General features: G+C 68.8%; 25 protein-coding genes. 15 read left to right on the top strand and 10 right to left on the bottom strand.

The features are described from left to right. On the bottom strand, positions 1-879 hold the full coding sequence (locus STRCI_RS00350; protein ID WP_269656733.1) for a thermonuclease family protein: 879 nt from the start codon (positions 877-879) through the stop codon (positions 1-3). Between the two features lie 291 nt (positions 880-1,170). Here STRCI_RS00350 and STRCI_RS00345 point away from each other — a divergent pair, with 291 nt between their 5' ends. Beyond that, positions 1,171-1,551: a hypothetical protein gene (locus STRCI_RS00345; RefSeq protein ID WP_269656732.1), complete on the top strand. Its 381-nt coding sequence runs from the start codon at positions 1,171-1,173 to the stop codon at positions 1,549-1,551. Between the two features lie 250 nt (positions 1,552-1,801). Next, entirely contained in the window at positions 1,802-2,500 is a 699-nt protein-coding gene (locus STRCI_RS00340; RefSeq protein WP_269656731.1) for a TetR/AcrR family transcriptional regulator, read from the top strand. A gap of 5 nt (positions 2,501-2,505) precedes the next feature. Here the strand turns inward: STRCI_RS00340 and STRCI_RS00335 are convergent, their stop codons facing one another. Continuing rightward, a complete protein-coding gene (locus STRCI_RS00335; RefSeq protein WP_269656730.1) occupies positions 2,506-3,294 on the bottom strand; it encodes an enoyl-CoA hydratase-related protein in 789 nt (262 codons plus the stop codon). Positions 3,295-3,348: 54 nt separating this feature from the next. Then, positions 3,349-4,347, bottom strand: a complete 999-nt coding sequence (locus tag STRCI_RS00330; protein ID WP_269656729.1) for an NAD(P)H-dependent flavin oxidoreductase — start codon at positions 4,345-4,347, stop codon at positions 3,349-3,351. Positions 4,348-4,706: 359 nt separating this feature from the next. Here STRCI_RS00330 and STRCI_RS00325 point away from each other — a divergent pair, with 359 nt between their 5' ends. The 4 genes from STRCI_RS00325 (at position 4,707) to STRCI_RS00310 (ending at position 9,100) form a co-directional block, all read left to right on the top strand. Continuing rightward, positions 4,707-5,522 carry an SDR family oxidoreductase gene (locus STRCI_RS00325; protein WP_269656728.1) on the top strand — a complete coding sequence of 272 codons (816 nt, stop codon included), beginning with the start codon at positions 4,707-4,709 and terminating at the stop codon, positions 5,520-5,522. Positions 5,523-5,601: 79 nt separating this feature from the next. Next, entirely contained in the window at positions 5,602-6,702 is a 1,101-nt protein-coding gene (locus tag STRCI_RS00320) for a CaiB/BaiF CoA transferase family protein (RefSeq protein ID WP_418953296.1), read from the top strand. After that, positions 6,699-7,841 (top strand): acyl-CoA dehydrogenase family protein, encoded by a 1,143-nt coding sequence (locus STRCI_RS00315; protein WP_269656726.1) that lies wholly within the window; start codon positions 6,699-6,701, stop codon positions 7,839-7,841. Before STRCI_RS00320 ends, STRCI_RS00315 begins: the two co-directional genes overlap by 4 nt. A 44-nt stretch (positions 7,842-7,885) precedes the next feature. Further along, positions 7,886-9,100 carry an acetyl-CoA C-acetyltransferase gene (locus STRCI_RS00310; protein WP_269656725.1) on the top strand — a complete coding sequence of 405 codons (1,215 nt, stop codon included), beginning with the start codon at positions 7,886-7,888 and terminating at the stop codon, positions 9,098-9,100. A 53-nt stretch (positions 9,101-9,153) separates the two neighbouring features. Here the strand turns inward: STRCI_RS00310 and STRCI_RS00305 are convergent, their stop codons facing one another. Then, the gene (locus tag STRCI_RS00305) at positions 9,154-10,362 is read right to left on the bottom strand and encodes an RNA-guided endonuclease InsQ/TnpB family protein (RefSeq protein WP_269656724.1); all 1,209 of its coding nucleotides are present in this window, start codon (positions 10,360-10,362) and stop codon (positions 9,154-9,156) included. A 161-nt stretch (positions 10,363-10,523) separates the two neighbouring features. Between STRCI_RS00305 and STRCI_RS00300 the strand changes: the two genes are divergently transcribed. From STRCI_RS00300 to STRCI_RS00285, 4 genes are all read left to right on the top strand, one after another. Beyond that, positions 10,524-12,695 carry a 3-hydroxyacyl-CoA dehydrogenase NAD-binding domain-containing protein gene (locus STRCI_RS00300; RefSeq protein WP_269656723.1) on the top strand — a complete coding sequence of 724 codons (2,172 nt, stop codon included), beginning with the start codon at positions 10,524-10,526 and terminating at the stop codon, positions 12,693-12,695. Between the two features lie 228 nt (positions 12,696-12,923). Further along, entirely contained in the window at positions 12,924-14,816 is a 1,893-nt protein-coding gene (locus STRCI_RS00295; protein ID WP_269656722.1) for an AMP-dependent synthetase/ligase, read from the top strand. A 153-nt stretch (positions 14,817-14,969) separates the two neighbouring features. Further along, complete coding sequence (locus STRCI_RS00290) at positions 14,970-15,446, top strand: TetR-like C-terminal domain-containing protein (RefSeq protein ID WP_269656721.1); 477 nt, start codon at positions 14,970-14,972, stop codon at positions 15,444-15,446. 16 nt (positions 15,447-15,462) lie between these two features. Continuing rightward, positions 15,463-15,795, top strand: coding sequence for a PPOX class F420-dependent oxidoreductase (locus STRCI_RS00285; protein WP_269656720.1), 333 nt, complete (start codon positions 15,463-15,465; stop codon positions 15,793-15,795). A 124-nt stretch (positions 15,796-15,919) separates the two neighbouring features. On the opposite strand, the gene STRCI_RS00280 is transcribed toward STRCI_RS00285, so the two are convergent. From STRCI_RS00280 to STRCI_RS00255, 6 genes are all read right to left on the bottom strand, one after another. Next, on the bottom strand, positions 15,920-16,360 hold the full coding sequence (locus STRCI_RS00280) for a hypothetical protein (protein WP_269656719.1): 441 nt from the start codon (positions 16,358-16,360) through the stop codon (positions 15,920-15,922). A gap of 51 nt (positions 16,361-16,411) precedes the next feature. Then, complete coding sequence (locus STRCI_RS00275) at positions 16,412-17,233, bottom strand: hypothetical protein (RefSeq protein WP_269656718.1); 822 nt, start codon at positions 17,231-17,233, stop codon at positions 16,412-16,414. 80 nt (positions 17,234-17,313) lie between these two features. Further along, a complete protein-coding gene (locus tag STRCI_RS00270; protein WP_269656717.1) occupies positions 17,314-18,174 on the bottom strand; it encodes a MerR family transcriptional regulator in 861 nt (286 codons plus the stop codon). 220 nt (positions 18,175-18,394) lie between these two features. Next, a complete protein-coding gene (locus STRCI_RS00265; protein ID WP_269656716.1) occupies positions 18,395-18,811 on the bottom strand; it encodes a hypothetical protein in 417 nt (138 codons plus the stop codon). A 159-nt stretch (positions 18,812-18,970) separates the two neighbouring features. Beyond that, positions 18,971-19,969, bottom strand: coding sequence for a hypothetical protein (locus STRCI_RS00260; RefSeq protein ID WP_269656715.1), 999 nt, complete (start codon positions 19,967-19,969; stop codon positions 18,971-18,973). A 153-nt stretch (positions 19,970-20,122) separates the two neighbouring features. Further along, positions 20,123-20,875 (bottom strand): helix-turn-helix domain-containing protein, encoded by a 753-nt coding sequence (locus STRCI_RS00255; RefSeq protein WP_269664454.1) that lies wholly within the window; start codon positions 20,873-20,875, stop codon positions 20,123-20,125. A gap of 504 nt (positions 20,876-21,379) precedes the next feature. Between STRCI_RS00255 and STRCI_RS00250 the strand changes: the two genes are divergently transcribed. From STRCI_RS00250 to STRCI_RS00230, 5 genes are all read left to right on the top strand, one after another. After that, the gene (locus STRCI_RS00250) at positions 21,380-21,760 is read left to right on the top strand and encodes an antibiotic biosynthesis monooxygenase family protein (protein WP_269656714.1); all 381 of its coding nucleotides are present in this window, start codon (positions 21,380-21,382) and stop codon (positions 21,758-21,760) included. Positions 21,761-21,945: 185 nt separating this feature from the next. Continuing rightward, positions 21,946-22,338: an ArsR/SmtB family transcription factor gene (locus STRCI_RS00245; RefSeq protein ID WP_269656713.1), complete on the top strand. Its 393-nt coding sequence runs from the start codon at positions 21,946-21,948 to the stop codon at positions 22,336-22,338. Then, on the top strand, positions 22,335-22,826 hold the full coding sequence (locus STRCI_RS00240) for an SRPBCC family protein (RefSeq protein WP_269656712.1): 492 nt from the start codon (positions 22,335-22,337) through the stop codon (positions 22,824-22,826). Before STRCI_RS00245 ends, STRCI_RS00240 begins: the two co-directional genes overlap by 4 nt. 246 nt (positions 22,827-23,072) lie before the next feature. After that, complete coding sequence (locus tag STRCI_RS00235) at positions 23,073-23,549, top strand: hypothetical protein (protein ID WP_269656711.1); 477 nt, start codon at positions 23,073-23,075, stop codon at positions 23,547-23,549. A 202-nt stretch (positions 23,550-23,751) separates the two neighbouring features. Beyond that, entirely contained in the window at positions 23,752-24,264 is a 513-nt protein-coding gene (locus tag STRCI_RS00230; RefSeq protein ID WP_336298778.1) for a hypothetical protein, read from the top strand. The last annotated feature ends 5 nt before the right edge of the window (positions 24,265-24,269 follow it).

Genomic DNA, 24,269 nt, shown 5'->3' with positions numbered 1-24,269 from the left:
TCAGCTCTCGACGAAGACGAGGTCCTCGGGCGGATGGGTCATCCGTACCTTGCTGTCCATGACTTCGACGACGACGTCGAGGCCTGTCGTGGGGTGGCCGGTGGAGATGATCCAGAACTGATCCGCGGCCTGGTCGAGGAAGGCGGGGAAACCGGTCAGGTCGGGGTGGTCGGGGTCACCGAGGTACAGGTAGTCCACCAGCCGCCGGAACAGCTTGGGCAGGATCACGACATCGTCCTGGAGGGAGTCGATGCCGGTGACGGTCGCGCCGTCCAGCGTGTCGTCGTCCTTCCACAGGCCCTTCTTGGGCACGGCCTCCTTCGCTTGGCGCACTGCCGCGGTCAACTCGTTGCGCAGGTCGGGGAAGAGGCTCGTGTAGTACGTCGGGTAGGCCAGGCCCTCGGCGAGCACGTGGTGGTTGAACGTGGTCCGCAGCATCGCCTCGTCGACGTGGATCTGCGTCCCGCTGGTGCCCGGGGGAGTGCCCTTGCCGACCAGGGCGATGCAGCGCTTGTCGCGGGCCGCACCGCGGGTGAGGATCCAGCCGGGCCGGGTGGGGGGAGTGGCCGCGGTGACGGTCTCGTCCTCCGTGCGCTCTACGGCGGTGAAGCCGAGCCAGTTCGTGAGCTCGTCCCTGGCGGCGCGGCCGTGGAGCCACGGCTGGTGGACTTCGGGGTTGCCGTTGCGCGCGTAGTGGGTTTCCAGCGTGTCGATGGCGTCCAGCCGCAGTTTGGCCTTGCCGGACGTGTTGCGCTCGACCTTGTGGGGGCCGGGGACGAGGTCCCACTCCTCCTTCTTGTCCGGCTTGAAGTGGACGGTGTCCCCGTCCGCCCGGCTTCCGATGAGATGGTACGAACCCTTGATCAGCAACATGGTCATGACGGCGCGGCTCCCTTGCAGTGAGGCGGGAGCACCTGACAGATGCTCACTCAGCGTTACAGACTAGGAGTGTCTGATGCACAGCCGGTGAAAACACGCAAGGCGTTCGCTCGGTAGGCCCCTCTCAGTACCGGGCCCTCGTTCGAGGCCAGCCGCGCCATGGCCGACGTGCGTGCCGGCTCGGCTCACCCTGGACAGTTGTAGGTACTCCGCGAACGGGAGGATCACTACGGTGGCCGCGGTGCCGGATTGGCACCGAACACGTGCGACACACATTCAGGGGGAAATTTCGTGCGCAGACGAATCGTCACCGTCCTCGGCGCGCTCGCGGCCGCCTTCATGCTCGCCATCACCCCGGCGTCCGCCCGGGGCCAGGACCCATCCGACACGATCAAGGTGGACCGGCCGGGCACGTTCCAGTACGAGCGCTCGTGCAATCACATCTACTCGCTGTACGTCACCTCGACGTCGGCTCGCGCCATCAAGGGCGACAACCCAGTGGATGGGAAGGCCTGGTGCGATGGTCACGCCTGGCTGCGTGTGATGGGTGACAGCCTGGGGGAGTGGCGCCACGACGCGAGAGAGGTCAAACTCACCAGCCCCAACGGCAAGTTCCGCTGGGCGTACATCAAGGGTTGCAGCGACTGCTACGCCTACATCGTGTACCCGTAGGTCGTACCAAGCGTCCGGGCGGGCCCGCGTCAGCGATGGCGACGGGGCCCGCCCGGCGCATCGCCCAGCCCCAGTTCACCCGCCGCTGCCGCCGCACCGTCCAGCATGCCCTGGCCGGGGAACAGCGCGAGACCGTGTGCTGGGGACGGGGGCGACTGACCCTGCGGATCGCGCCGCAGCGAGGCGCGCCTCTGCGCGGCCGGAGCGAGGCGGCCGCGGTGGCACTCCGCTGGGGTGGGATGATTGCGGCATGGGACGACAGAGGACCAAGCCGGCCCCGACGCCGCCGACCACGACGCGTGGTCGGCGTACCCGTGACGCGCTGATCCTTGCCGGGCGGGAGGTTCTCGAGCAGCAAGGCTGGTCCGCCTTCAGCCCCGAAGCGGTGGCGCAGGCTGCGGGCGTCTCGTACGGGACCTTCTATACGTACTTCGAGTCCCGGGACGACCTCTTGCACCACGTCGTCCGATCCGTTGCCGGTGAGATGCTGGCGTCGAGCCTGGCGTCACCGGACGTGGTGGACGATCCCTACGCGAAGCTCGTGGAGTCGAACCGGCGCTACCTCCGCGCCTGGGACCGGGCCTCGAAGGTGCTGCGGCTGGTGGACCAGGGGGCGGCCGCGGACGAAGCCCTGCGCCAGATCGTCCTTGAGATCCGGGAGTTCTACGTCGGTCGTGCCACGAAGGGCCTGAAGCGACTTCAGGACGCGGGGCTTGCCAATCCGGATCTGGACACGAGGCTGACCGCGCTGGCGCTGGGGTCGATGGTCGAGCAGGTCGCCCACGCCCGTTCCTCGATGGAGGAACCGTTCGACGAGGACATGATCGTCGATCACCTTTCGCGCCTGTGGGCGTCGGCCATCGGGCTGCGGGGCGCGCCCGATGAGGCGTGGGCTGCTCGCGCGGACGCCTCTGGGGGTACGGCGTCCGCTGACGCCGACGGCAACTGACTGGTTCAGCGTCCCGTGAACGACGGCTTCTGCTTGGCGAGGAAGGCGTCCAGGCCGAGGCGGTAGTCGTCTGAGGCCCCGGTGCGGGCGATCTGCGTCGCTTCGTGTTCCAGCGCGGCGTCGAGCGTCGATTCGGACGCGAAGGTCACGGCCGCCTTGATGGCGGCGAAGGCGTGAGTGGGACCGGCGGCCAGTGCGGCGGCGCTGCGCTGCACCTTGGCATCAAGGTTTTCGTCGGCGGTGACCTGGTGCAGGAGCCCCAGGTCGAGGGCCTCTGCCGCGTTGAGGAGGCGGGGGTGCAGCAGCAGGTCGAGGGCTGCCGCACGGCCGGCGATGCGGGGCAGGGTCCAGGAGATCCCGGTGTCGCAGGACAGGCCGATCCCGGCGAAGGCGGTGGTGAAGGTCGCGGACGTGGCGGCGATCCGGAAGTCGCACGCCAGCGCCAGGGCCATGCCCGCGCCCGCGGCGACGCCGTTGACGGCCGCGATGACGGGCTTGGGCATGGTCAGCAGGGTTCGGACGAGGGGGCCGTAGTGCTCGCGTACCGCGTCGGCCATGGCGTCGGGACCGTCCGCGGTCCGCGCTTCGTCCAGGTCCTGGCCGACGCAGAAGGCTCGTGCGGTTCCGGTGAGGACCACGGCGCGGACGTCGGGGTCGTCGGCCGCGGCCTGAAGGGCTGCCAGCAGTTGTGACTTGGTGGCGAGGTCCAGGCTGTTCAGGTGGGTCGGCCGGTCGATGCGGATCGTCTGGACAGGGCCTTGTGCGGAGGCGGTGACGGTAGGGGCGTTCGTCAAGGCGGTTCCGTTTCTGGGGCTGGCGGCAGGTCGTGCGGGGCGGACGGAGTCGGTTCAGGTGGTCGCGGGCGCGGCCGCATGGAGGGACGTCCTGGCGTCGAGAGCACGCGCCGCGGCCTCGTACTGCGTCCTGAACGTCGTGATGAGGTCGGCGACCGTGAGGCGCTGCTTGACGGCCCCGATGCCCTGGCCGGATCCCCAGATGTCCTTCCATGCCCTGGCCTCGGTGTTGCCGCCGGAGCCGAAGTCCATGGCGGACGGGTCGGACTCGGGGAGGTCGTCGGGGTCGAGTCCGGCGGCGGTGATGCTGCCGCGCAGGTAGTTGCCGTGGACGCCGGTGAACAGGTTGCTGTAGACGATGTCCTTGGCCGTGCTGTCGACGATCATCTGCTTGTAGGCGGGCGGGTTGTTCGCCTCGGCGGTGGCCAGGAACGCCGACCCGATATAGGCGAGGTCGGCTCCCGCTGCCAGGGCCGCCAGGATCGACCGTCCGTGGGCGATGGCGCCGGACATCAGCAGCGGGCCGTCGAACCATTCCCGGATCTCCTGGACCAGGGCGAACGGGGACTGCGTGCCCGCGTGGCCTCCGGCACCGGCGGCCACGGCGATGATGCCGTCGGCGCCCTTCTCGATGGCCTTGCGGGCGAACTCGTTGCTGGTCACGTCGTGCAGCACGATCCCTCCGTAGGAGTGCACGGCGTCGTTGATCTCGGGGCGGGCGCCCAGGGAGGTGATGACGATCGGCACCCGGTGCTTCACGATCACGTCCATGTCCGGCTCAAGACGGTCGTTGGAGCGGTGCACGATCTGATTGACCGCGAACGGGGCGACGACCGCGTGCGGGTGTGCTGCCGCATACGCGGCGTTCTCCTCGGTGATGCGGTCCAGCCAGTCGGACAGCAGGGACGCCGGCCGGGCGTTCAGGGCCGGGAACGAGCCGATCACCCCGGCCTGGCACTGGGCGGTGACCAGTTCCGGGCCTGAGGCGATGAACAGGGGCGAGCCCACGACGGGCAGCGTGAGGGGCCGCGAGAGGGCAGGGGGCAACGGCATGGCTGGTCCTTTGCGTGGCGGTCGGTGAGTCCTCGGCGGCATCACCGGCGGAAGGGCTCTCGGCACAGACAGTCAGCGATTGTGCAACTAGTTGCACAATCGGGCAAGGGAAGGCTCCGGGCCTCCGCGTGCCTCCAGAGCCAGGAAATCCCTCCCCGCGGGCGCCCCACCAGCGGCTTCCCGGGTTGCGTCCAATACTCCACGAGACCTGACGATTTTGTCAGTGAGATGGGTGTCACAGGAGATCTATCGCCGGGCATCGCATCTAAAGGCCTCTAGATGTCGAGCTCTGTACTTGACTATTTTGTCGAGTTGGCTGACGCTGCCGTTCCATACGTCAGACACCTGAGGAGATGCGCATGGACATCCGGTTCGATTTCAGTGGCAAGACCGCGGTGGTGTTCGGCGGCACGTCCGGCATCAACCTGGCCATCGCCGAGGCGTTCGCCGCGCGGGGAGCCGCGGTGGCGGTGGCCAGCCGGAAGCAGACCAACGTCGATGCGGCCGTCAAGCAGCTCGGCGCGTACGGGAACCCGGTGCGCGGGTTCGTGGCCGATGTGCGGGACATGGGGTCGGTCGAGGAGGTCTTCGGAGCGGTGCGCTCGGAGTTCGGGCCCGTCGACGTCCTGGTCTCCGGAGCGGCCGGCAACTTCCTGGCCGAGGCGCAGGGCCTGTCGTCGAACGGCTTCAAGGTCGTGGTCGACATCGACCTCAACGGGACGTTCCACGTGATGCGTGCCGGGCTCGAGCACCTCGCGCCGGGCGCCTCGGTCATCAACATCACCGCGCCGCAGGCGGTGATCCCCGTGCGGTACCAGGCCCATGTGTGCGCGGCGAAGGCGGGCGTGGACCAGCTGACCCGGGTGCTCGCACTGGAGTGGGGCGACAAGGGCATCCGCGTGAACGCGATCGCGCCCGGCCCGATCGCCGGTACGGAGGGCCTGGCGCGACTGTCTCCGGGAGACGACCCGGACGGCGACAGGTCGGTCAAGACCGTTCCGCTGGGCCGGTTCGGCACGAAGGAGGAGATCGCCGATCTGGCGATGTTCCTGTCGTCCTCGGCGGCCGCCTACATCTCCGGTGCGGTGATCCCGTGCGACGGCGGCGGATCGTTCGAGAGCATCCGCGGGATCGAGGAAGCCGGCCGCTTTCTCGCGTCAGTCCGCGGTGAGTGACGCGTTGTCGCCCTCTCCCCGCTGTGCGGGAGACGCTGGAGCGCCGCGGAGGAGCGGCCCGCTGCGTGACGTCAGGGTGGTGGAACTCGCCGGTATCGGGCCCGGCCCCTTCGCCTCGATGCTGCTCGCCGACCTCGGCGCCGACGTCGTGCGCGTGGACCGCCCGGGCGGCACTGGAATCGGTGTCGCCCCCGCGTACGACCTCACGAACCGCAACAAGCGTTCCGTCCTCGTCGATCTCAAGGCCGAGGGCGGTCCGGACACGGTGCTGGACCTGGTCGAGCGGGCCGACATCCTGATCGAGGGCTACCGCCCCGGCGTCACCGAACGCCTCGGCGTCGGCCCCGAGGACTGCCGGGCCCGCAACCCCCGGCTCGTCTACGGCCGGATGACCGGCTGGGGCCAGGACGGCCCGCTCGCTCCCACCGCCGGCCATGACATCGCCTACATCGCGATCACTGGCGCCCTCGGCATGATCGGCCCCGACCCGGACGGCCCGCCCACGATTCCCGCCAACCTGGTCGGCGACTACGCCGGCGGCTCGCTCTACCTCGTCGTCGGCGTCCTCGCCGCCCTGCAGCACGCACGGACCCACGGCGAGGGCCAGGTCGTCGACGCCGCCATGGTCGAAGGCACCGCGCACCTCACCACGATGATCCACGGCCTGCTGATGGCCGGTGGCTGGCAGGACCGGCGAGGGGCCAACCTGCTGGACGGAGGCTGCCCCTTCTACGGCGTGTACGAGACCTCCGACGGCGGCCACATGGCTGTCGGCGCCTTGGAGCAGCAGTTCTACAGCCAGTTCGCCCGCTTGCTGGGCATCGAGGATGCCGGTATCGCTCGCTTCGATCCTGCTTATTGGCCCAGGCTGCGCGCGGCCGTCGCCGCACGATTCCGGAGCCGCACCCGCGCGCAGTGGACCGAGGTCTTCGAGGGCACCGACGCCTGTGTCGCTCCGGTCCTGTCCCTGCACGAGGCCCCGGACCACCCGCACCTCGCCGCCCGCGCCACCTTCACCGAGCACGGGGGACTGCCGCAGCCCGCGCCCGCACCCCGTTTCTCTCTCACCCCCACGCGTGTACACGCCGGTCCCGCCCGGCCGGGCGGCGACATGGCCGCAGTGGCCCATGACTGGGCCGTGCCCGCTTTGATTCCAACCGTTCAGGAGCATTCCGCATGAAGCGTCAGATCTACACCGAGGACCACGAGGCCTTCCGGCGAGTCGTCCGCACCTTCCTGGACAAGGAGGTGCACCCCCACTACGAGCAGTGGGAGAAGGACGGCATCGTCTCCCGCGACGTCTGGCTCGCCGCCGGCCGACAGGGTCTTCTCGGCCTGGCCGTCGATGAGGAGTACGGCGGCGGTGGCAACCCCGACTACCGCTATGCCGCCGTCCTCGCCGAGGAATTCGGCCGTGCCTACACGCCCGGCTTCGCCATCGGCCTGCACAACGACATGATCGGCCCCTACCTCACCTCGCTGGCGACCGACGAGCAGAAGCGGCGCTGGCTGCCGGGGTTCTGCTCCGGCGAGCACGTCACCGCGATCGCGATGACCGAGCCCGGCGCGGGCTCCGATCTCCAGGGCATCCGCACCACCGCCGAGGACCGCGGTGACCACTGGGTCCTCAACGGCTCCAAGACCTTCATCTCCAACGGCATCAACGCCGACCTGGTGGTCGTCGTGGCCCGCACCACCCCGGAGGGCGGCGCCCACGGACTCTCCCTCCTCATCGTCGAGCGGGGGATGGAGGGCTTCGAGCGCGGCCGCAACCTCGACAAGATCGGCCAGAAGTCCCAGGACACCGCCGAGTTGTTCTTCCACGACGTGCGCGTCCCCAAGGAAAACCTCCTCGGCGAGCTCAACGGCGCCTTCCTCCACCTGATGACCAACCTCGCCCAGGAACGCATCACGATCGCGGTCGCCGCCATCGCCGGAGCGGAGCGCCTGCTGGAGCTGACCTCCGCATACGTCAAGGAACGTGAGGCGTTCGGCCGCCCGCTCGCCAAGTTGCAGCACGTGCGCTTCGAGATCGCCGAGATGGCCACCGAGTGCGCCGTCACCCGAGCCTTCCTGGACCGCTGCGTCGAGGAACACGCCAACGGCACGCTGGACGCCGTACACGCGTCGATGGCGAAGTGGTGGGCGACCGAGCTGCAGAAGCGGGTCGCGGACAGGTGCCTGCAACTCCACGGCGGATACGGCTACATGACCGAGTACCCCATCGCCAAGGCCTTCACCGACGGCCGCATCCAGACCATCTACGGCGGGACGACCGAGATCATGAAGGAGATCATCGGCCGCTCGCTGCTCACCTGATCCCTTCCGACCGCCCCACACTGCACCTTGAAAGGCAGTCCGACGTGAGTACCGAAGCGTATGTGTACGACGCGATCCGCACCCCGCGCGGCCGCGGCAAGGCGAACGGCGCCCTGCACGGCACCAAGCCGATCGACCTGGTCGTCGGCCTCATCCGGGAGATACAGTCCCGCAACCCCGGCCTGGACCCGGCCGCCGTCGATGACATCGTCCTCGGTGTCGTCGGCCCGGTCGGCGACCAGGGCTCCGACATCGCCCGCATCGCCGCCATCGCCGCGGGCCTGCCGGACACGGTCGCCGGCGTCCAGGAGAACCGCTTCTGCGCCTCCGGCCTCGAAGCGGTCAACATGGCCGCGATGAAGGTCCGTTCCGGCTGGGAGGACCTGGTCCTGGCCGGCGGTGTGGAGTCCATGTCCCGGGTGCCCCTGGGTTCGGACGGCGGCGCCTGGTTCGCCGACCCGATGACCAGCATCGCCACCGACTTCGTGCCGCAGGGCATCGGCGCCGACCTCATCGCCACCCTTGAGGGCTTCTCGCGCCGCGACGTCGACGAGTACGCCGCCCTGTCCCAGGAGCGCGCCGCCGCGGCGTGGAAGGACGGCCGCTTCGACCGTTCCGTCGTCCCGGTCCGCGACCGCAGTGGGCTCACCGTCCTCGACCACGACGAGTTCATCCGCCCCGGCACCACCGCCGACTCCCTCGCCAAGCTGAAGCCGTCCTTCGCCGACATCGGCGAGCTCGGCGGCTTCGACGCGGTGGCACTGCAGAAGTACCACTGGGTCGAGAAGATCGACCACGTCCATCACGCGGGCAACTCCTCCGGCATCGTCGACGGCGCGTCGCTGGTGGCGATCGGTTCGCGCGAGGTGGGCGAGCGCTACGGCCTCACCCCGCGCGCGCGGATCGTCTCCGCGGCGGTCTCCGGCTCCGAGCCGACCATCATGCTCACCGGCCCCGCGCCCGCGACCCGCAAGGCGCTCGCCAAGGCCGGCCTGACCATCGACGACATCGACCTGGTCGAGATCAACGAGGCGTTCGCGGCGGTCGTCCTGCGCTTCGTGAAGGACATGGGCCTGTCCCTGGACAAGGTCAACGTCAACGGCGGCGCCATCGCCCTGGGCCACCCGCTCGGCGCCACCGGCGCCATGATCCTGGGCACCCTCGTCGACGAACTGGAGCGCCAGGACAAGCGCTACGGCCTCGCCACCCTCTGCGTCGGCGGCGGCATGGGCATCGCCACCATCGTCGAGCGCATCTGACCTCCCCGTCCGCACCCCCGTTACGGAGCACCCCTGTTGACTTCCTCCCGCGCCTAGAGGCGGGGGGTTCCAGCGGTCGCCCGCTGGGTTTCCTGCTTCACCGACGACCGCCCCGTCCGGGAGGACTCCCGTTGAGGTCTTACACCGTCTCCACAGGCAGACGCCGCCAGCCCGGCGGCCAGGATGTTACGTGCCGCGTTCACGTCGCGGTCATGCATGGCGCCGCAGCCGCACGTCCACTCCCGGACGTTCAGCGGCATCTTCGCCGCGACCGTGCCGCAGGGCCCGCACAGCTTGCTGCTGGGGAACCACCGGTCGATCACGACGAGTTCACGCCCGTACCAGGCGCACTTGTACTCCAGCATCATGCGCAGATCCGTCCAGGCCGCATCCGAGATGGCGCGTGCGAGCGTGCCGTTCTTCAGCAGGTTGCGGACGGTGAGGTCCTCGATCACGACCGTTTGGTTCTCACGGACGAGCCGAGTCGACAGCTTGTGCAGGAAGTCCCGTCGCCGGTCGGCGATCCGGGCATGGACGCGGGCGGCCTTCACCCGGGCCTTGGCCCGGTTGTTGGAGCCCTTGGCTTTGCGGGACAGTTCCCGCTGGGCGCGGGCGAGCCGGGCGCGGTCGCGGCGCTCGTGCCGGGGGTTGGAGATTGTCTCCCCGGTGGACAGGGTCACCAGGGACGTGATCCCGGCATCGATGCCGACCGCTGCCGTGGTGGCGGGCGCGGGGGCGAGGGTGTCCTCGCACAGCAGGGACACGAACCAGCGGCCCGCCGGATCGCGGGACACGGTCACCGTGGTCGGCTCCGCCCCGTGCGGGAGGGGACGCGACCAGCGGATGTCCAGCGGGGCGGCCATCTTCGCCAGCGTCAGCCTCCCGCCGCGCCAGGTGAAGGCGCTGCGGGTGTACTCGGCCGACGCCCGGGACTTCTTCCGCGACTTGTACCGGGGGTACTGGGCGCGCTTGGCGAAGAAGTTCCCGAACGCCGCCTGAAGATGACGCAGCGCCTGCTGCAGCGGGACCGAGGACACCGCCGTGAGGAACGCCAGTTCCTCACTCTTCTTCCACTGCGTCAGCGCGGCCGACGACTGCACGTAGGAGATCCGCCGCTGCTCGCCGTACCAGGCCCGCGTGCGGTCCTCCAGCGCCTTGTTGTAGACGAGGCGGACACAGCCGAACGTACGCGACAGCTCAGCTGCCTGCTCGCCGGTGGGGTAAAAGCGGTACTTGAACGCCCGCTTGACCTGCCGCGTCATACCTCACGCCGTATCAGATTCCGTGTGAGCGGCAGGTGTCGGTCGGTGGCCGGTGAACGCCGGTCCGCCCTGGCGGCGAACCGGCTCTTCCTGCCCTGCTCCACAGGAGCTCCGTTTCCTCCCCCGGCTGAAGCCGGGGGAATCCACGAAGGAAGGCCCCGATGAGCGACTCCAGCACCATTCGCTGGGAGCAGGACGAGACCGGGATCGTCACCCTCGTCCTCGACGACCCCGACCAGTCCGCCAACACCATGAACCAGGCGTTCACCACCTCGATCGCTGCCGTCGCCGACCGCCTGGAGGCCGAGAAGGACTCCATCCGCGGTGTCATCATCACCTCCGCGAAGAAGACCTTCTTCGCCGGCGGCGACCTCAACGTCATGATCGGACTGCGGCCCGACGACGCTCAGGCCGCCTTCGACACCACCCTGCAGATCAAGCGCGCCCTGCGCCGCATCGAGACCCTCGGCAAGCCGGTCGTCGCCGCCCTCAACGGCGCGGCCCTCGGCGGCGGTTACGAGATCGCCCTCGCCTGCCACCACCGGATCGCCCTCGACGCGCCCGGCTCCAAGATCGGCCTGCCCGAGGTCACCCTCGGCCTGCTGCCCGGCGGTGGCGGCGTCACGCGCACCGTACGCCTTTTGGGCATCTCCGACGCCCTGCTCAAGGTGCTGCTCCAGGGCACTCAGTACACCCCGCAGCGTGCTCTGGACAACGGCCTGATCCACGAACTGGCCGCCACGCCCGAGGAGATGCTGGCCAAGGCCCGCGCCTTCATCGACGCACACCCGGACTCCCAGCAGCCCTGGGACGTCCCCGGCTACAAGATCCCCGGCGGCAACCCGTCCAGCCCGCGCTTCGCCGCCAACCTGCCGGCCTTCCCGGCCAACCTGCGCAAGCAGCTCAACGGCGCCCCCTACCCGGCCCCGCGCAACATCATGGCGGCGGCCGTCGAGGGCGCCCAGGTCGACTTCGAGACCGCCCAGGTCATCGAGTCCCGGTACTTCACGGAACTCGTCACCGGCCAGACGGCGAAGAACATGATGCAGGCGTTCTTCTTCGACCTCCAGGCCGTCAACTCCGGCGCCAACCGGCCCAAGGGCATCGAGTCCCGCCAGGTCCGCAAGGTCGCCGTCCTCGGCGCCGGGATGATGGGCGCGGGCATCGCCTACTCGTGCTCCCGAGCGGGCATCGAGGTCGTCCTCAAGGACGTCACGGACGAGGCGGCCGCCAGGGGCAAGGCGTACTCCGAGAAGCTCTGCGCGAAGGCGGTCGCCCGGGGCCGTACGACCCAGGAGAAGGCCGACGCCCTCCTGGCCCGCATCACCCCCACGGCAGACCCGCAGGCCCTGGCCGGCTGCGACGCCGTCATTGAGGCCGTCTTCGAGGACACCGCCCTCAAGCACAAGGTCTTCCAGGAGATCCAGCACGTAGTCGACCCCGACGCGCTGCTCTGCTCCAACACTTCGACCCTCCCGATCACCGTCCTCGCCGAAGGCGTCGAGCGGCAGAGCGACTTCATCGGCCTGCACTTCTTCTCGCCCGTCGACAAGATGCCGCTCGTCGAGATCATCAAGGGTGAGCGGACCGGCGACGTGGCGCTGGCGCGTGCCTTCGACCTGGTCCGCCAGATCAACAAGACGCCGATCGTTGTCAACGACTCGCGCGGCTTCTTCACGTCCCGGGTCGTCGGCCACTTCATCAGCGAAGGCGTGGCGATGGTCGGCGAGGGCATCGAGCCCGCCTCGATCGAGCAGGCCGCCGCCCAGGCCGGCTACCCGGCGAAGGTCCTCTCCCTCATGGACGAGTTGACGCTCACCCTCCCGCGCAAGATCCGTAACGAGACGAGAAAGGCGATCGAGGACGCCGACGGCGCCTGGACCGGGCACCCCGCGGATGAGGTCGTCGACCGCATGGTCGACGAGTTCGCCCGCCCCGGCCGCAGCGGCGGCGCCGGCTTCTACGACTACGACGATTCCGGCAGGCGCGGCAGGCTCTGGCCGGGCCTGCGCGAGCACTTCACCAAGCCCGGGTACGAGATCCCCTTCCGCGACATGCAGGAGCGGATGCTCTTCTCCGAGGCCCTGGACACCGTCCGGCTCCTGGAGGAGGACGTCCTCACCTCGGTCGCCGACGCCAACATCGGCTCCATCATGGGCATCGGCTTCCCCGCCTGGACCGGCGGCATCCTCCAGTACATCAACGGCTATGAAGGTGGTGTCGCCGGATTCGTAGCCCGCGCCCGCGAACTGGCGGACGGCTACGGAGAGCGCTTCACCCCGCCGGGCCTTCTCGTGGAGAAGGCGGAGCGCGGCGAGGTCTTCACCGACTGACCGGATGGGCCGCGGGCTCGCCCCGAGCCTGCGGCCCATCCGGCGCCCGATTTCCGGTATGCCCCTCGTCGCAGAGAGACGCGCCACTGCTGGTCTCTCGCCCCTGCGCTCGTCCGGGCCGTTTCGCCTTCCGTGACAACCACAGCGCCCGCTTCTTGTTCGCAGCCACACGCACAACTCCCCGCGCCACCGCCTCTCCACCCGTGCACATCCACACCGGAGGTCGTCTTGCGTTCCGTGCCCGTTTCGATCAAGCAGAGTCCCCCCTCCGTGGCGCACCTGTTTTTCAGCCGGGTTGAAGCCACCCCTGATCGCGATGCTTACCGCTACCCCGCCCCCGCCGTCCTGGGCGTCGAGCCATGCGCGGAACAGTGGCGCACGCTCACCTGGGAACAGACCTCGCGCCGGGTCGCGGCAGTCGCTGCGGGCCTGATGACTCTCGGCATCCGCGCTGAGGACCGCGTCGGCATCGCTTCCGAGACGCGCATGGAGTGGATCCTCGCCGACCTCGGCATCATGTGCGCCGGCGCCGCCACCACCACGGTCTACCCCAGCACGAACGCCGCCGAGACGGCATACATCCTGGCCGACTCCGGCAGCCGCGCGGTGTTCGCGGAGAACGTGCAGCAACTCACGAAGATCATCGCCACCAGGGAACAGCTGCCCGGGCTCCGGCACGTCGTCCTCTTCGACGCACCTGACAGCCTGGTCTCGGCGGCTGAAGGACTGAACGTCCTTACCCTGGCCGAGTTGGAGCGGCACGGTGCCGCGCACCTGGAGAGACACCCCGATGCGGTCGACAACGCCATCGCCGCCATCAGCGGCCGCCAACTCGCCACGTTGATCTACACCTCCGGTACCACCGGCCGCCCCAAAGGAGTGTTCCTGACGCACGAAGGGCTGGCCCACCAGGGTCGAGCACAGGCCGGCAGCGAGCTGATCCGCTCGGACGACATCCAGTTCCTGTGGCTGCCCTTGGCGCACGTGTTCGCCAAGGCCCTGATTTCCGGGCAGATCCATACCGGCCATGTGATGGCCGTCGACGGTCGCGTGGACCGCATCGTGCACAACCTTCCGGTCATCCGGCCGACCGTCATGGCTGCCGTGCCCCGCATCTTCGAGAAGGTCCACAACGGCATAGCGGCCAAGGCCAGAGCTGACGGCGCCGCAAAGCACCGGGTCTTCCGATGGGCGGCCGGCGTCGCCCGCGAGTACGCGCGCACCACCGAAGCCTGCAGAATTGCCACCGGCCGTGCGAGCGCGCCCTTGAGCCTGAGGCTCCAGCATGCCCTCGCCGACAAGCTCGTCTACGCCAAGATCCGGACCGCCTTCGGCGGCCGCCTGCGCAACGCCATTTCTGCCAGCGCCCCCCTTGCCCCCGAGCTCGGCTATTTCTTCGCCGGAGTCGGCGTACGCGTCCTGGAGGGATACGGCCTGACCGAGACCTCAGGCGGCGCCGTTGTCAACCGTGCTCATGACCTGCGGATCGGCACGGTCGGCGTCACTCTGCCCGACTTCGAAGTCCGGATCGATCAGGACGGCGAGATCCTCCTGCGCGGCCCCGGCGTCATGCGCGGCTACCACAACCTCCCTGGCCAGAGTGCCGAGGTACTGACCGAGGACGGCTGGCTGCGGACCGGCGACATCGGCGAACTCGACGCGGACGGCTTCCTGCGCATCACCGACCGCAAGAAGGACCTCTTCAAGACGTCCAACGGCAAGTACGTCGCCCCCAGCGAGGTCGAGGGCGCATTCAAGGCGGCCTGCCCCTTCGTCAGCAACATTCTGGTGATCGGAAGCAACCGGAACTACTGCACCGCCCTGATTGCACTGGACGAAGCCGCGATCATGCCCTGGGCCGCCGAACACGGGCTGGCCCGCGCAACGTACGCCGAGGTCGTCACCAACGAAGCTGTCCGACAGCTGATCGAAACGTACGTGCAGCGTGTCAACGCCGGCCTCCAGCGCTGGCAGACCATCAAGAAGTTCACGCTTCTCCCTCGTGATCTGGACGTCGAGCACGGCGAACTCACCCCCAGCCTGAAGATCAAAAGACCGGTCGTCGAACGTGACTACGCGGAACTCATCACCGCCATGTACGCGGACACGCAGGAACCCTGAACATCCTGCCCTCGGCAACTGCAGCAGCCATGGAGAGTCGCCGACCTGCTCCGGCCCCCCATCGAATACTCAGAGGGACCGTACGGCACCGCGTGGTGTATTGCGGCAGGGTGAGCCGACTACGGAGTCGGCTGGACTTAGGATTCGTCGGCAGTGGGACGGCCTCGGCCCTGTGCGGCGCACCGGCGACCCGACCGGGACGCTCTGCTCGCCTCCCTGGCCCTGAAGGGCTATCTGGAGCAGCAGCGCCGTTACCGCGCTGCCCTTTCCTCGAGCACCGACCCGGCCGAGCAGCTGGCCGCGTTCGCGGTCGCCTACGTGCGTTTCGCCGCCGAGGAGCGCGCCCTGTTCGACATCACCTTCCTTGCCGGCCTCGACACGGGCCGACACCCCGACCTGGCCGCGGCTGGCACCGCCCTCCACGACGATCTGATGCCTGTCACCAGTCACATCACCACCACCCCCGACGAGGCCTTCGACCTCCTGGTCCAGGTCGCCGCGGCAGCACACGGACTGGCCCTGTTCCAGCAGCAGGGCTTGCTCCCCGCCCCCTGGGACGCGCCGCAATCCGTCGCCGAACAAGCCGCGCGAACAGCCCGCGCGCTCGCCGCCTGGCACACCCGCCAATAGCTCTGGAAGACCCCAAATGCCCACCACGAACAGTGACTTCGGCCAGGCTCTCGACCGCATCGGCCAAAGCAAGCACATCAGCCTGACCACCTACCGCAAGGACGGACGCGCCGTACGCACGCCCGTGGGCAGCCTCGTTCACAACGGCGCCCTCTACGCCCTGACCGCCCCGGACACCGGCAAGGTCAAGCGCATCCGCAACAATCCCCGCGTCACCGTCGCCCCCTGCGCCATGAACGGCACCGTTGAGCCTGGCGCGCCCACCGCCACAGGCACCGCCCGGCTTCTGGACGCGACGGGCACCGCCCACGTCCAGGAACTGATGGAGCAGCGGTTCTGCATGTACTGACTCATTCGGCTTGCCGACCGGGTCCTGCGCCGCGAACGCCCGCTCGTCGCCATCGCCATCACCCGATGACACCGAAGCGAAGAAGATTCGCCAGGGCTCCGGGTGATGGCCGTAGCGAAGGAAATCAGGGCGTGCGGCGGCCCGATCCGGCTGCAAGCCCGAGGTCGGACTTGAACAGGTCGATCACTTCGTGGCGGCGGTGATCGACGTGAGAGACGAGCGTGTCGGTGTCGCCGCCGCCGACAGCGATTCTCGTGTGCGCATCGATGACAGCCTCCACGAGTGCGCGGGCTGATTCGGCTACGCCCTGACCGGCGAGAACCTCGATCTCGGCGGCTGCCGCATGGAGGTTGGCGTCCTCGGTGCGGGTGCGGTGACCGGATACCGCCTGGCCGTAGCTGGCGCTGATTGCCCTGAGGAACTCGGCGTAGACGGCTCGCTTCGCGTCATTGAGCGCATCCTGCCGATGCCATTCTCGGCTGCGCGCCGCCAGCACGTGCTGCAACAGGCCGCCGATCAGGACGCCCATCAAGGTGCCGACAACACCCACGACAACGGAACTCATCCCGGACCTCCCGATGCGGGCAACCACTTGCTCCCCGCGTCAGTGGTCACGCTATTCCCCAGGTTGTGACCTTGTGAGGTTCGTCCCTACCGTGTCCAGCATCTGGCCGAGGAGATGCAGGGCCCGTGCGCGTGTGGGTGCGCTGCGGGAGGTTCCCTTCCAGTAGGCGTCGGTGAAGTCCTCGACGCAAGCGAGGGTTTGGTTGTCGTCCTGGGCTGCCAGGGTCAGTACGAATCGCACGTAGTCGCCGATGTCGGTGCCGGGTGGATGCTGCTCGGTGAAGCCTTGCAGCCGTGGGGTGAGGGCGGGCAGCGTACGGGCTGTAGGGAAGACCACCGCGAGGCCCGCGAGCGCGAGACGGACTGCCGGGCACTCGGCCGACCATCGTGCCAGTAGGTCCGGGGTGCAGGATTGCACGGCCCGTCGAGCCCGGTCCTCGCTGTCCGGATCCGCATGTGGCGGAGTATCGGGCCAGCAGCCGGCCAGCTTCCGCTCCGTGACCGTAGCGGCGCAGAACAAGAGGTCCACCGCGTCGAAGCGCCTCCGGGCGGGCACTCGGTCATCGACGGCCAGGACCGCGAGCAGGGCGACACCGCCAGCGGTGCCCTGCTGGCAGGTGTCCTGATGGAGGATCGCGTTGTAGAAGTCGCCGAGGAAGCGTCCGTCGTCCTTCCAGAACGGGTCGGCCAAGGGATCGAACAGCATCGCCGCCTGGGGAGGATGCGGGCCTTTCAGGCGGTCGGAAACGACGTCCCGGAAGATCCGCCGGATCGGCGGCCCGAAGACCCGGCCGGTCCTCCAAGCCTCGCGGAGTTCGGCGCCGGTTGTGTCGCCCGGCAGACCGTTCTGATCAGGGGAGGGGTGCATGTCCATGGCCAGATTGTGTGCCGTAGGTCAGGTCATGCGCCAAGGGAGCCCTCCTGCCGGCGCTCTCCTGCAAGGCCAGCCTGAACCTACAGGGTTTGGGCAATCTTCGCTGCTTCGTCGCGAGCGGCGCTGCGGATGGCTGCCGCGGTTTCGACCCCGTCGTCATGCAGCAGATGACGCATCCGGCCGACGTCGAGGTAGGACCCGTGCAACGGCTGCCGTAGGAGGCGCGACAGCGCGGTGCCGTACTTGGCCATCGACGGCCTGCCCGGGATGAGGATTGACAGTTCGTCACAGGCGGGGAACAGGCCCACTTCGGCCTTCTCGGCCAGCGTCGCGAGTGCACGGCGGTCCGCTGTCACCGGCACTTTCACCACCCACCACGGACCCTCACCAGACAGCAGAGCCTTCTTCTGCTCAGGCGTCTCATCGGCCAGCGCCCGCCACGCGGTGCCCGACACCCTCGCCCCGCAGGACTCCGCGACGGCCACCAGGTTCCGGACGGTCTCCATGACCGCGAGGTCATCCTCGACCCAGGCTTCGCGGCCGGTACCGGTCGGACGGCGGGGCACCAACCGCGAGACAACCGTGACTGCGGGAGTGTGCCGCTGATGCACCTGCGGCCATGCGCCACGAAGGAACTCCTGGGCGTCGCTGATCGCCGCATCCTGCTCCTGACGCTGCTGCCGGACCGCCGCGATGTGCTGGCGCAGAGACTCCCGTGCCCCTTCGGGCTCCCGAAGAGCCTGCTTCACGGAGCTGACACTCATCCCGGTTCCTCGCAGGACAGTGATCAGCATGGCCCGCTCGACCTGTTCGAACCGGTAGGAGCGGTGACCGGTCCGGTCATCGACCTCGGCCGGGACGAGCAACTCCTCGCGGTGGTAATAGCGCAGTGTCTGCGCAGGAAGATGGCACATTTCGCTGAACTCACTGATTGACAGCATGACCTCATGCTCTCCCTTGCAGCAGCTGCAAGGGCAAGCGGCACTGCTGCCGGGCCCCGCCGCTTGCACGGGGGAGTGTTAGTACACCGATCACGTAGGAGCGAGGTGGCCGCCGGTGCGTGCGGCTTCTGGGGTGAGTCCGGTCCAGCGGGGGAAGGCGCGGTAGAAGGAGTTGGTGGAGAACGCCTGCTGTCGCCGGACCGCACGCGGTCAACTGCGCCTACGTCCTGGCGATCTCCTGCCGGAGCTGATGGGTGAAGCGGCGCAGGAGATCCTCCGTTTCCCTGTGCTCGGCTCTGAGCTCGTCCCTGCCCTCGCTGGGTCGGGAACTCCAGACCCGACGCGCCAGTGCATCCGCGAGACCGACCGTGTCGTCGTCGCACAGGAGGCACAGGGCTGACCGGGCTTCCTGCATCCGGCCGGCCAGTTCGTTGGCCCCGGCCCCATCGTCACTCAGACGCGTTTCCCGGAGGTAGTCGATGAGTTGGACCACGGCGGTGTTGAAGCCGACCCCGGCTTTGAGCTTCTGTTCGCGCAGCCACATGCGGTCCTGCCGGCGCGCAGTGAACCAAGACCCGAACACGGCCCCGATGAGGCCGAAACCGGCCCCGATGGCCACGGACAGGATGCTTACCACGTCACTTCCCCCCGACACACTGCTGACAGCAGGCTACAGAGGCCATCGAGGGTCCAGCTCGTTGGGTGATCCGCACTAACCGGGCGCGGGCTCCTCGGCTGCCTGCGCAGCCGTGGTGCTTCGGCTAGGTGAGTTCACCTGGAATCGCACAGCGCCGGGTCAGGCGTTCTGGACCTGCTGGGCGCGGGCGGCGACCATTGAGGCCAGCTGCTCGAACTCCGCGCTCCATTCCTGGTCATCGGCCAGGGTGGGATCGTATTCCAGCTCGACGAGGACGGTACCGACGCGGACCACGGCATGGGCTGTCGTCTCGTCCAGGTTGAAGCTGTAGTGAGTCATCGCGGCGCGCTGGTCGCCGAGCTCCGGGAGGGAGATCTCCCTCGCCTTGTCGTTGCCGGCGATGCCTGACCGGATTTCCTCGAAGCCCTTCGCGCTCAGTGCCGCGCTGGCGCAGGACCACACTGTGAACAGGGCATGGACCGTCGTTCCCGAACTGTCACGCCCGTAGGCGGTGACGAATCTCGCCTGGGCCACTGTGCACCCGTTGTCCTCGTCCGTCATGGCCTCGACGGACCCGGATCTCTCCCAGCCGGAAGGCATGCTCGTCAGGTCCGGAACGACTCGCCTGACCTCGCTGACATTCAGGAAGCGCACGGCATTGCGGGGACTGTCGTCCTGCTTCGACTCGGGGGAGTTGTCGACCACGATCAGGTTGATGCCCCCGTACACGGCCAGCACGACCAGGGCCACGAGCAGAGCGGCCGCCAAGGCGATGACGGCTCGCCCGCCCCGGGTGTTGTTGATGGTCAGCGGGCCGAGAGCGATGGAACTGCGCGATACCTGGCTGCCGGTGATCAGCAGGCTGCCCGTGGCGTTGGTTCCCGGTGCGGTCAGCTGTAACTGCAGCTGACGCCGTAGTTCCGGGTCCGCCTCGATCTCCTCCTGGACCACGGACCGTGCCGAGTCCTGGGCGGCCGGGTCCTCCGGGGCCTGGTTCAGGGTGTCCAAGGCCGCCCGTCCTCGCTCCGTCGAGACCAGCCGGGCGCGTAGGGCATCGGCGACCGCGGTTCCGGCGCTCTGGCCGACCGCGCCCGCTGCTCCGGTTGCCGTTACGGTCATGAACGCGACGGCCATGGCGGCCAGTTCAGATGTCTCCATGCGTCCCCCCGTTCCGAAGCGCGGCGCCCTCGAGGTTCCGCGCCCGGATGTCGTCATCGCCATGCACGTGACAATCAGCGTGGCAGGCCCGCCCCACTGTGGCCTGGGCCGGGCGGCCTGGTCGTTAGCCGAGAGCGCAGACTTCGTATGCATTCAGCGCAAGGCGGCCCGGACCTCGCTCGGCGGGACCCCGTACGCCTTGCGGAAGGCCCGGCTGAAATCCGCGGAGTCGCGGAAGCCCCAGCGCAGGGCGGTCTCGCCGATCGTGCGGTGACGCAGGCGGGGCTCGGTGAGTTCGGCGCGGCAACGCTCAAGGCGGCGGCGCCGGATGGTGGCCGCGACGGACTCCGGCTCGCTCTGGAAGAGGTGATGGAGGGTCCGTACCGAGATGTGGTGGTGGGCGGCGATGGCTGCCGGGTCCAGTAATGGGTCGGTGAGGTGGTGGTCGATAAAGGCGCTGATCCGGGCGAGGAGTGTCGTTCTGCGTGTCTCGGTGGGGAGGGAGTGCTGGTCGCCGATGCGGGCCGCGAGAAGGGACGCGGCCAGGTCCACTCCGATGGCGCCGAGCCGGGCAAGCTCGGCGGGGCCCGCGGTGCGGGCGGCCTCAGGCAGGGAGGTCAGATACGGGCCCAGCAGGGCGCCGGAGCCGGACTTGCTGGGCAGCGGCTCGGCCAGCAGGCGGTCGGCGCGGCCGTCGGCCAGGGGCAGGGGAGCGAGGGGGAGGCGCAGGAGGGTCGGGCGGACGGGGCCGCCTTGGTCCAGGAAGTCGCAGGTCAGTGGCCTCGAACTGGAGAACAGGGCCATGTCGCCGGGACCGAGGCACGCGACGCCGCGGGCCTGCTCCAAGCGGACCGCGCTCTCCCGGACCATCAGCAGAAAGTAGTCCTCGGGGTCTCCACGGCGGATGTGCGCGGGGGGAGCGCTGGGCGGTCATGGGGGAGAAGTCGAAGGCCGCGACCTGGCTGTGCGGGAGTCCCACGGCCTCTACCCAGCCTCGGAAGCGGTGCGCGTGCGGACTCCGGGTCGACACGGGCATGACCTCGTGGCCGACCATGTCGCCCACCAGCCGAAGCGGTCCGGCACCGCGATGTCGTCGGTGTCCACCGCCACCACCGGCCCCGCCGCCGTGGCGTCTTTCTTGCCTGCCATCTCGCTGAGACTCGACACGTAACCATAGTGCGCAGCAAGGGAGTTGACCGAGTAGTAGATGCAGGGCCATGTGGCCATCGGGTCGGTCACAGGCGGTCGATGGAGGCAGCCGGCCCGACTCGGGATCGCCGCCCATGCCCCGGCGCCGCATCGCCCGACTGCCGCATCCCCGGGCGGCTTTGGTCAAGAGTTGGATCCCTTATGTATCCCGTTCAGGAAAGACGCTGGTTCGTCGGGTGGATCCCCCCTACGGTTTTCGTCATGAGCGATCACTCGAATGCACCTGTCGCACCAGTTGAGGCCTATGAACCCCCCTACTACGCGGCTGTCTTCACCGCCGTGCGAACCCCGGCCCAGAGCGGCTACAGCGAGACCAATGAGCGCATGGAAGAGCTGGTGAAGGACATCCCCGGGTACCTGGGGATGGACAGTGCGCAGACCCCTGGCGGGCTGGGCATCAGCGTCGCCTACTTCCGCGACGCCGATGCCCTCACGCAGTGGCGGACCAATACCGAGCACCGCGCGGCTCAAGAACGCGGGCGAGCCGAGTGGTACGAGAGCTACACCCTGCACGTGGCGAGAGTGGAGCGCAGTCACGGGTTCACGCGAGGGGAGGTCCCGAAGAGCCCGAAGACGGGCTGACCGCCGCCCCCGTATCCGCCCAGCTCACCAGCAGCCACTCCCGTTTCGGCTGCGCGCTTCTCGACCCAACCGCCGCGGTCGTCCGCCGGGCCGGCGGAACCTCTCGTACCGACGGCATCCGCCACCCGTGCGAGATCTCAGGGCGGACCAATCCGAATGCGTAACCTATGGGTTACGCTTTTGGTGTGGACGACCTGAGTGAGGTGGCCGACGCCATCGCCGATCCCGTGCGCCGGGAGATCCTGATGATGTTGCACCGCGCGCCGCTGACGGCAGGCGACATCGCTGCCCGGTTCGCCATCAGCCGGCCCGCAGTCAGCCGTCATCTGCGCGTACTGCGGGAGAGCGGCCTGGTCCTGGACGAGCAGATCGGCCGCCATCGGCGCTACACGCTCGTCCCCTCCCGGCTGGGAGACCTCGCCGCCTGGCTCACCCAGTTCGACACCCAGCAGGCCAGCTGGTCGCAGCGTCTGGCGGCGTTGGAAACCGAGGTCCACCGCACCCGACGGGACCGCCGCCGGGCTGAGCCCGACCACGACCAGCACACCGCACGCCACCCCAAGGAGGACACGGCATGACGCCCGAACCCACCGGACAACTCATCCCCACCCCAACGGGGTACGACCTGATTCTCACCCGTACCTACCGCGCCTCCGCGGACGACGTCTGGGCGAGCGTCACCGAGCCGGAGCGCACCGCCCGTTGGTTCGGACCGTGGCGTGGCCAGGCGGCACCCGGCAGCACCATCGAGGTGCAGATGGCGTTCGAGGAGTCGGCGCCCTGGTGCCCCCTGCGGATCGATGCCTGCGAACCGCCGCGTCGGCTCGCCGTCTCGATGGAGGACGAGGCCGGATCGTGGCTGATGGAGCTGCTCCTGGCCGAGGCCGATGGCACCACCGAACTCCGGCTGGTCCAGCACCTCACCTCCACCGAACAGCTCGGCCAGACCGGCCCGGGCTGGGAGTACTACCTGGACATGCTCACCGCCGCACGCACAGGCGGCCCGCGGCCTGACTTCGAGGACTACTACCCCGCACAGAAGGCGTACTTCGAGTCCCTGGCCTGAGCCTGGCCCGCGGCGGCCTTGAAACCCTCACATCGCGCTGGACGCGCCCACTCGTCCGAGCAACCGGCGGGCAGCCGGACAGCCCTCGCATGGTCCCTGTGCTTGCCGGGGGGCGGCGCCGGTCGCGTAAGCCGACAGTAACTCCCCGGCGTCATAGGCAGGGCGTGGTAGCGCATCTGTCCGTCTGGGTGCTGCACAGCCGCCGCGGGGTCGGACGGTCAGCCGCAAGTATTAGCGTGTGAGGTTGTGGCTGACATCTACGAACTCATGCTCGCGGTGGACCTGTGCGATGACGTGTCGGAGGACGAGCTCGCCGAGCTGCAATGGCACTTGGGGCTGGGCCCCCGGCCGGGGGCGCTGCGCATCGTGACCGGTTTTCCGTGCGTGGTGGAGGACGATCACGGCGAACTCGCCGTCGAGGACCATCCCGAGCCTCTCCTGGGCTGTCATGGCGAGGCGTCCATGGTGGAAGGCGTGCTGGTCTCGGTCCTGGTGCGCAGGCAGGACACCCGGCGCGGTGCCTGGGCTGTGACCAGCCGACAGGAGATCCACCCCGATGGCTTCGAGCGCACGGGCGAGCTCCTCGCCTGGCTCGCGGGCAAGGCTGGTGACGGCCATCGACGTCCCGATGGCAGCGTAGAGATGGGATGGACCCGGTTCTATGAAGAGCGCCGGCCTGAGCCGCTGGTGGTGCGTGACGGCGTGGTCGTCTGGCCGTCGTAGCCGGCGCCCCGTGTCAGTGCTGTGACCGTGAGCGTTCGCCGGGTCGGGGTCGCGATGTCCTCCATCGCCGGACGGTTGGACAGCCCAACCTGTCCGGCAGTGGAACCTCCTGAGGTCCTCCCTCAGCGGGTGCGCCCTCCTCCGCAGGTCGGAGGCAGTCCGCCGTAGTGGACGACGCGCGGCTGCCCCCTTCAGAGCCAGCATGTACGTCATGACGACAGCGAACGCCCCCCTCCCCACCGCTGTACCCGCGCCCGTCTGGGCTCGCCGCGCTGCCCACGCCATCGCGCTGTGCGCGGTCCCGTCGGGTCTGTGGCGGATCGCCATGGCATCCGGTGTCTATGTGGGTTACAGCGACCAGGTGTTGCGCGACGTCTTCGACATCCCGGGCTGGGGCATCGCTTACGTCGTCGGTCTGACCGTCCTCGCCGAACTGGCTGCTCTGTTACCGCTGCTGCTCGTCAGCGACCGGTGGCGGCCGCTGCGCCCCAGGGCCCTCGCTGCGCTGGCCTGGACCGCCTCGGGCGTCCTGGTCCTGGTGGCGCTGTGGCAACTCGTGGTTGCTTTCACCGTCGAGAGCCAGACATACATGTCGAGCGGCACGGCACAAACTGTCTGGGGCATCGCTTTCGCCCCCCTGTTCGCCATCCCTGCCCTGATGACCGCGGTGACCTGGTCGTACGCAAGTCGGCACCGGGCACGGGGGCAGGCATAGCCGCG

This window comes from Streptomyces cinnabarinus, assembly GCF_027270315.1.
Lineage (GTDB): Bacteria > Actinomycetota > Actinomycetes > Streptomycetales > Streptomycetaceae > Streptomyces > Streptomyces cinnabarinus.
Note: the sequence above shows the minus strand (reverse complement) of the source record. Positions and strands in the feature narration are given on the sequence as shown.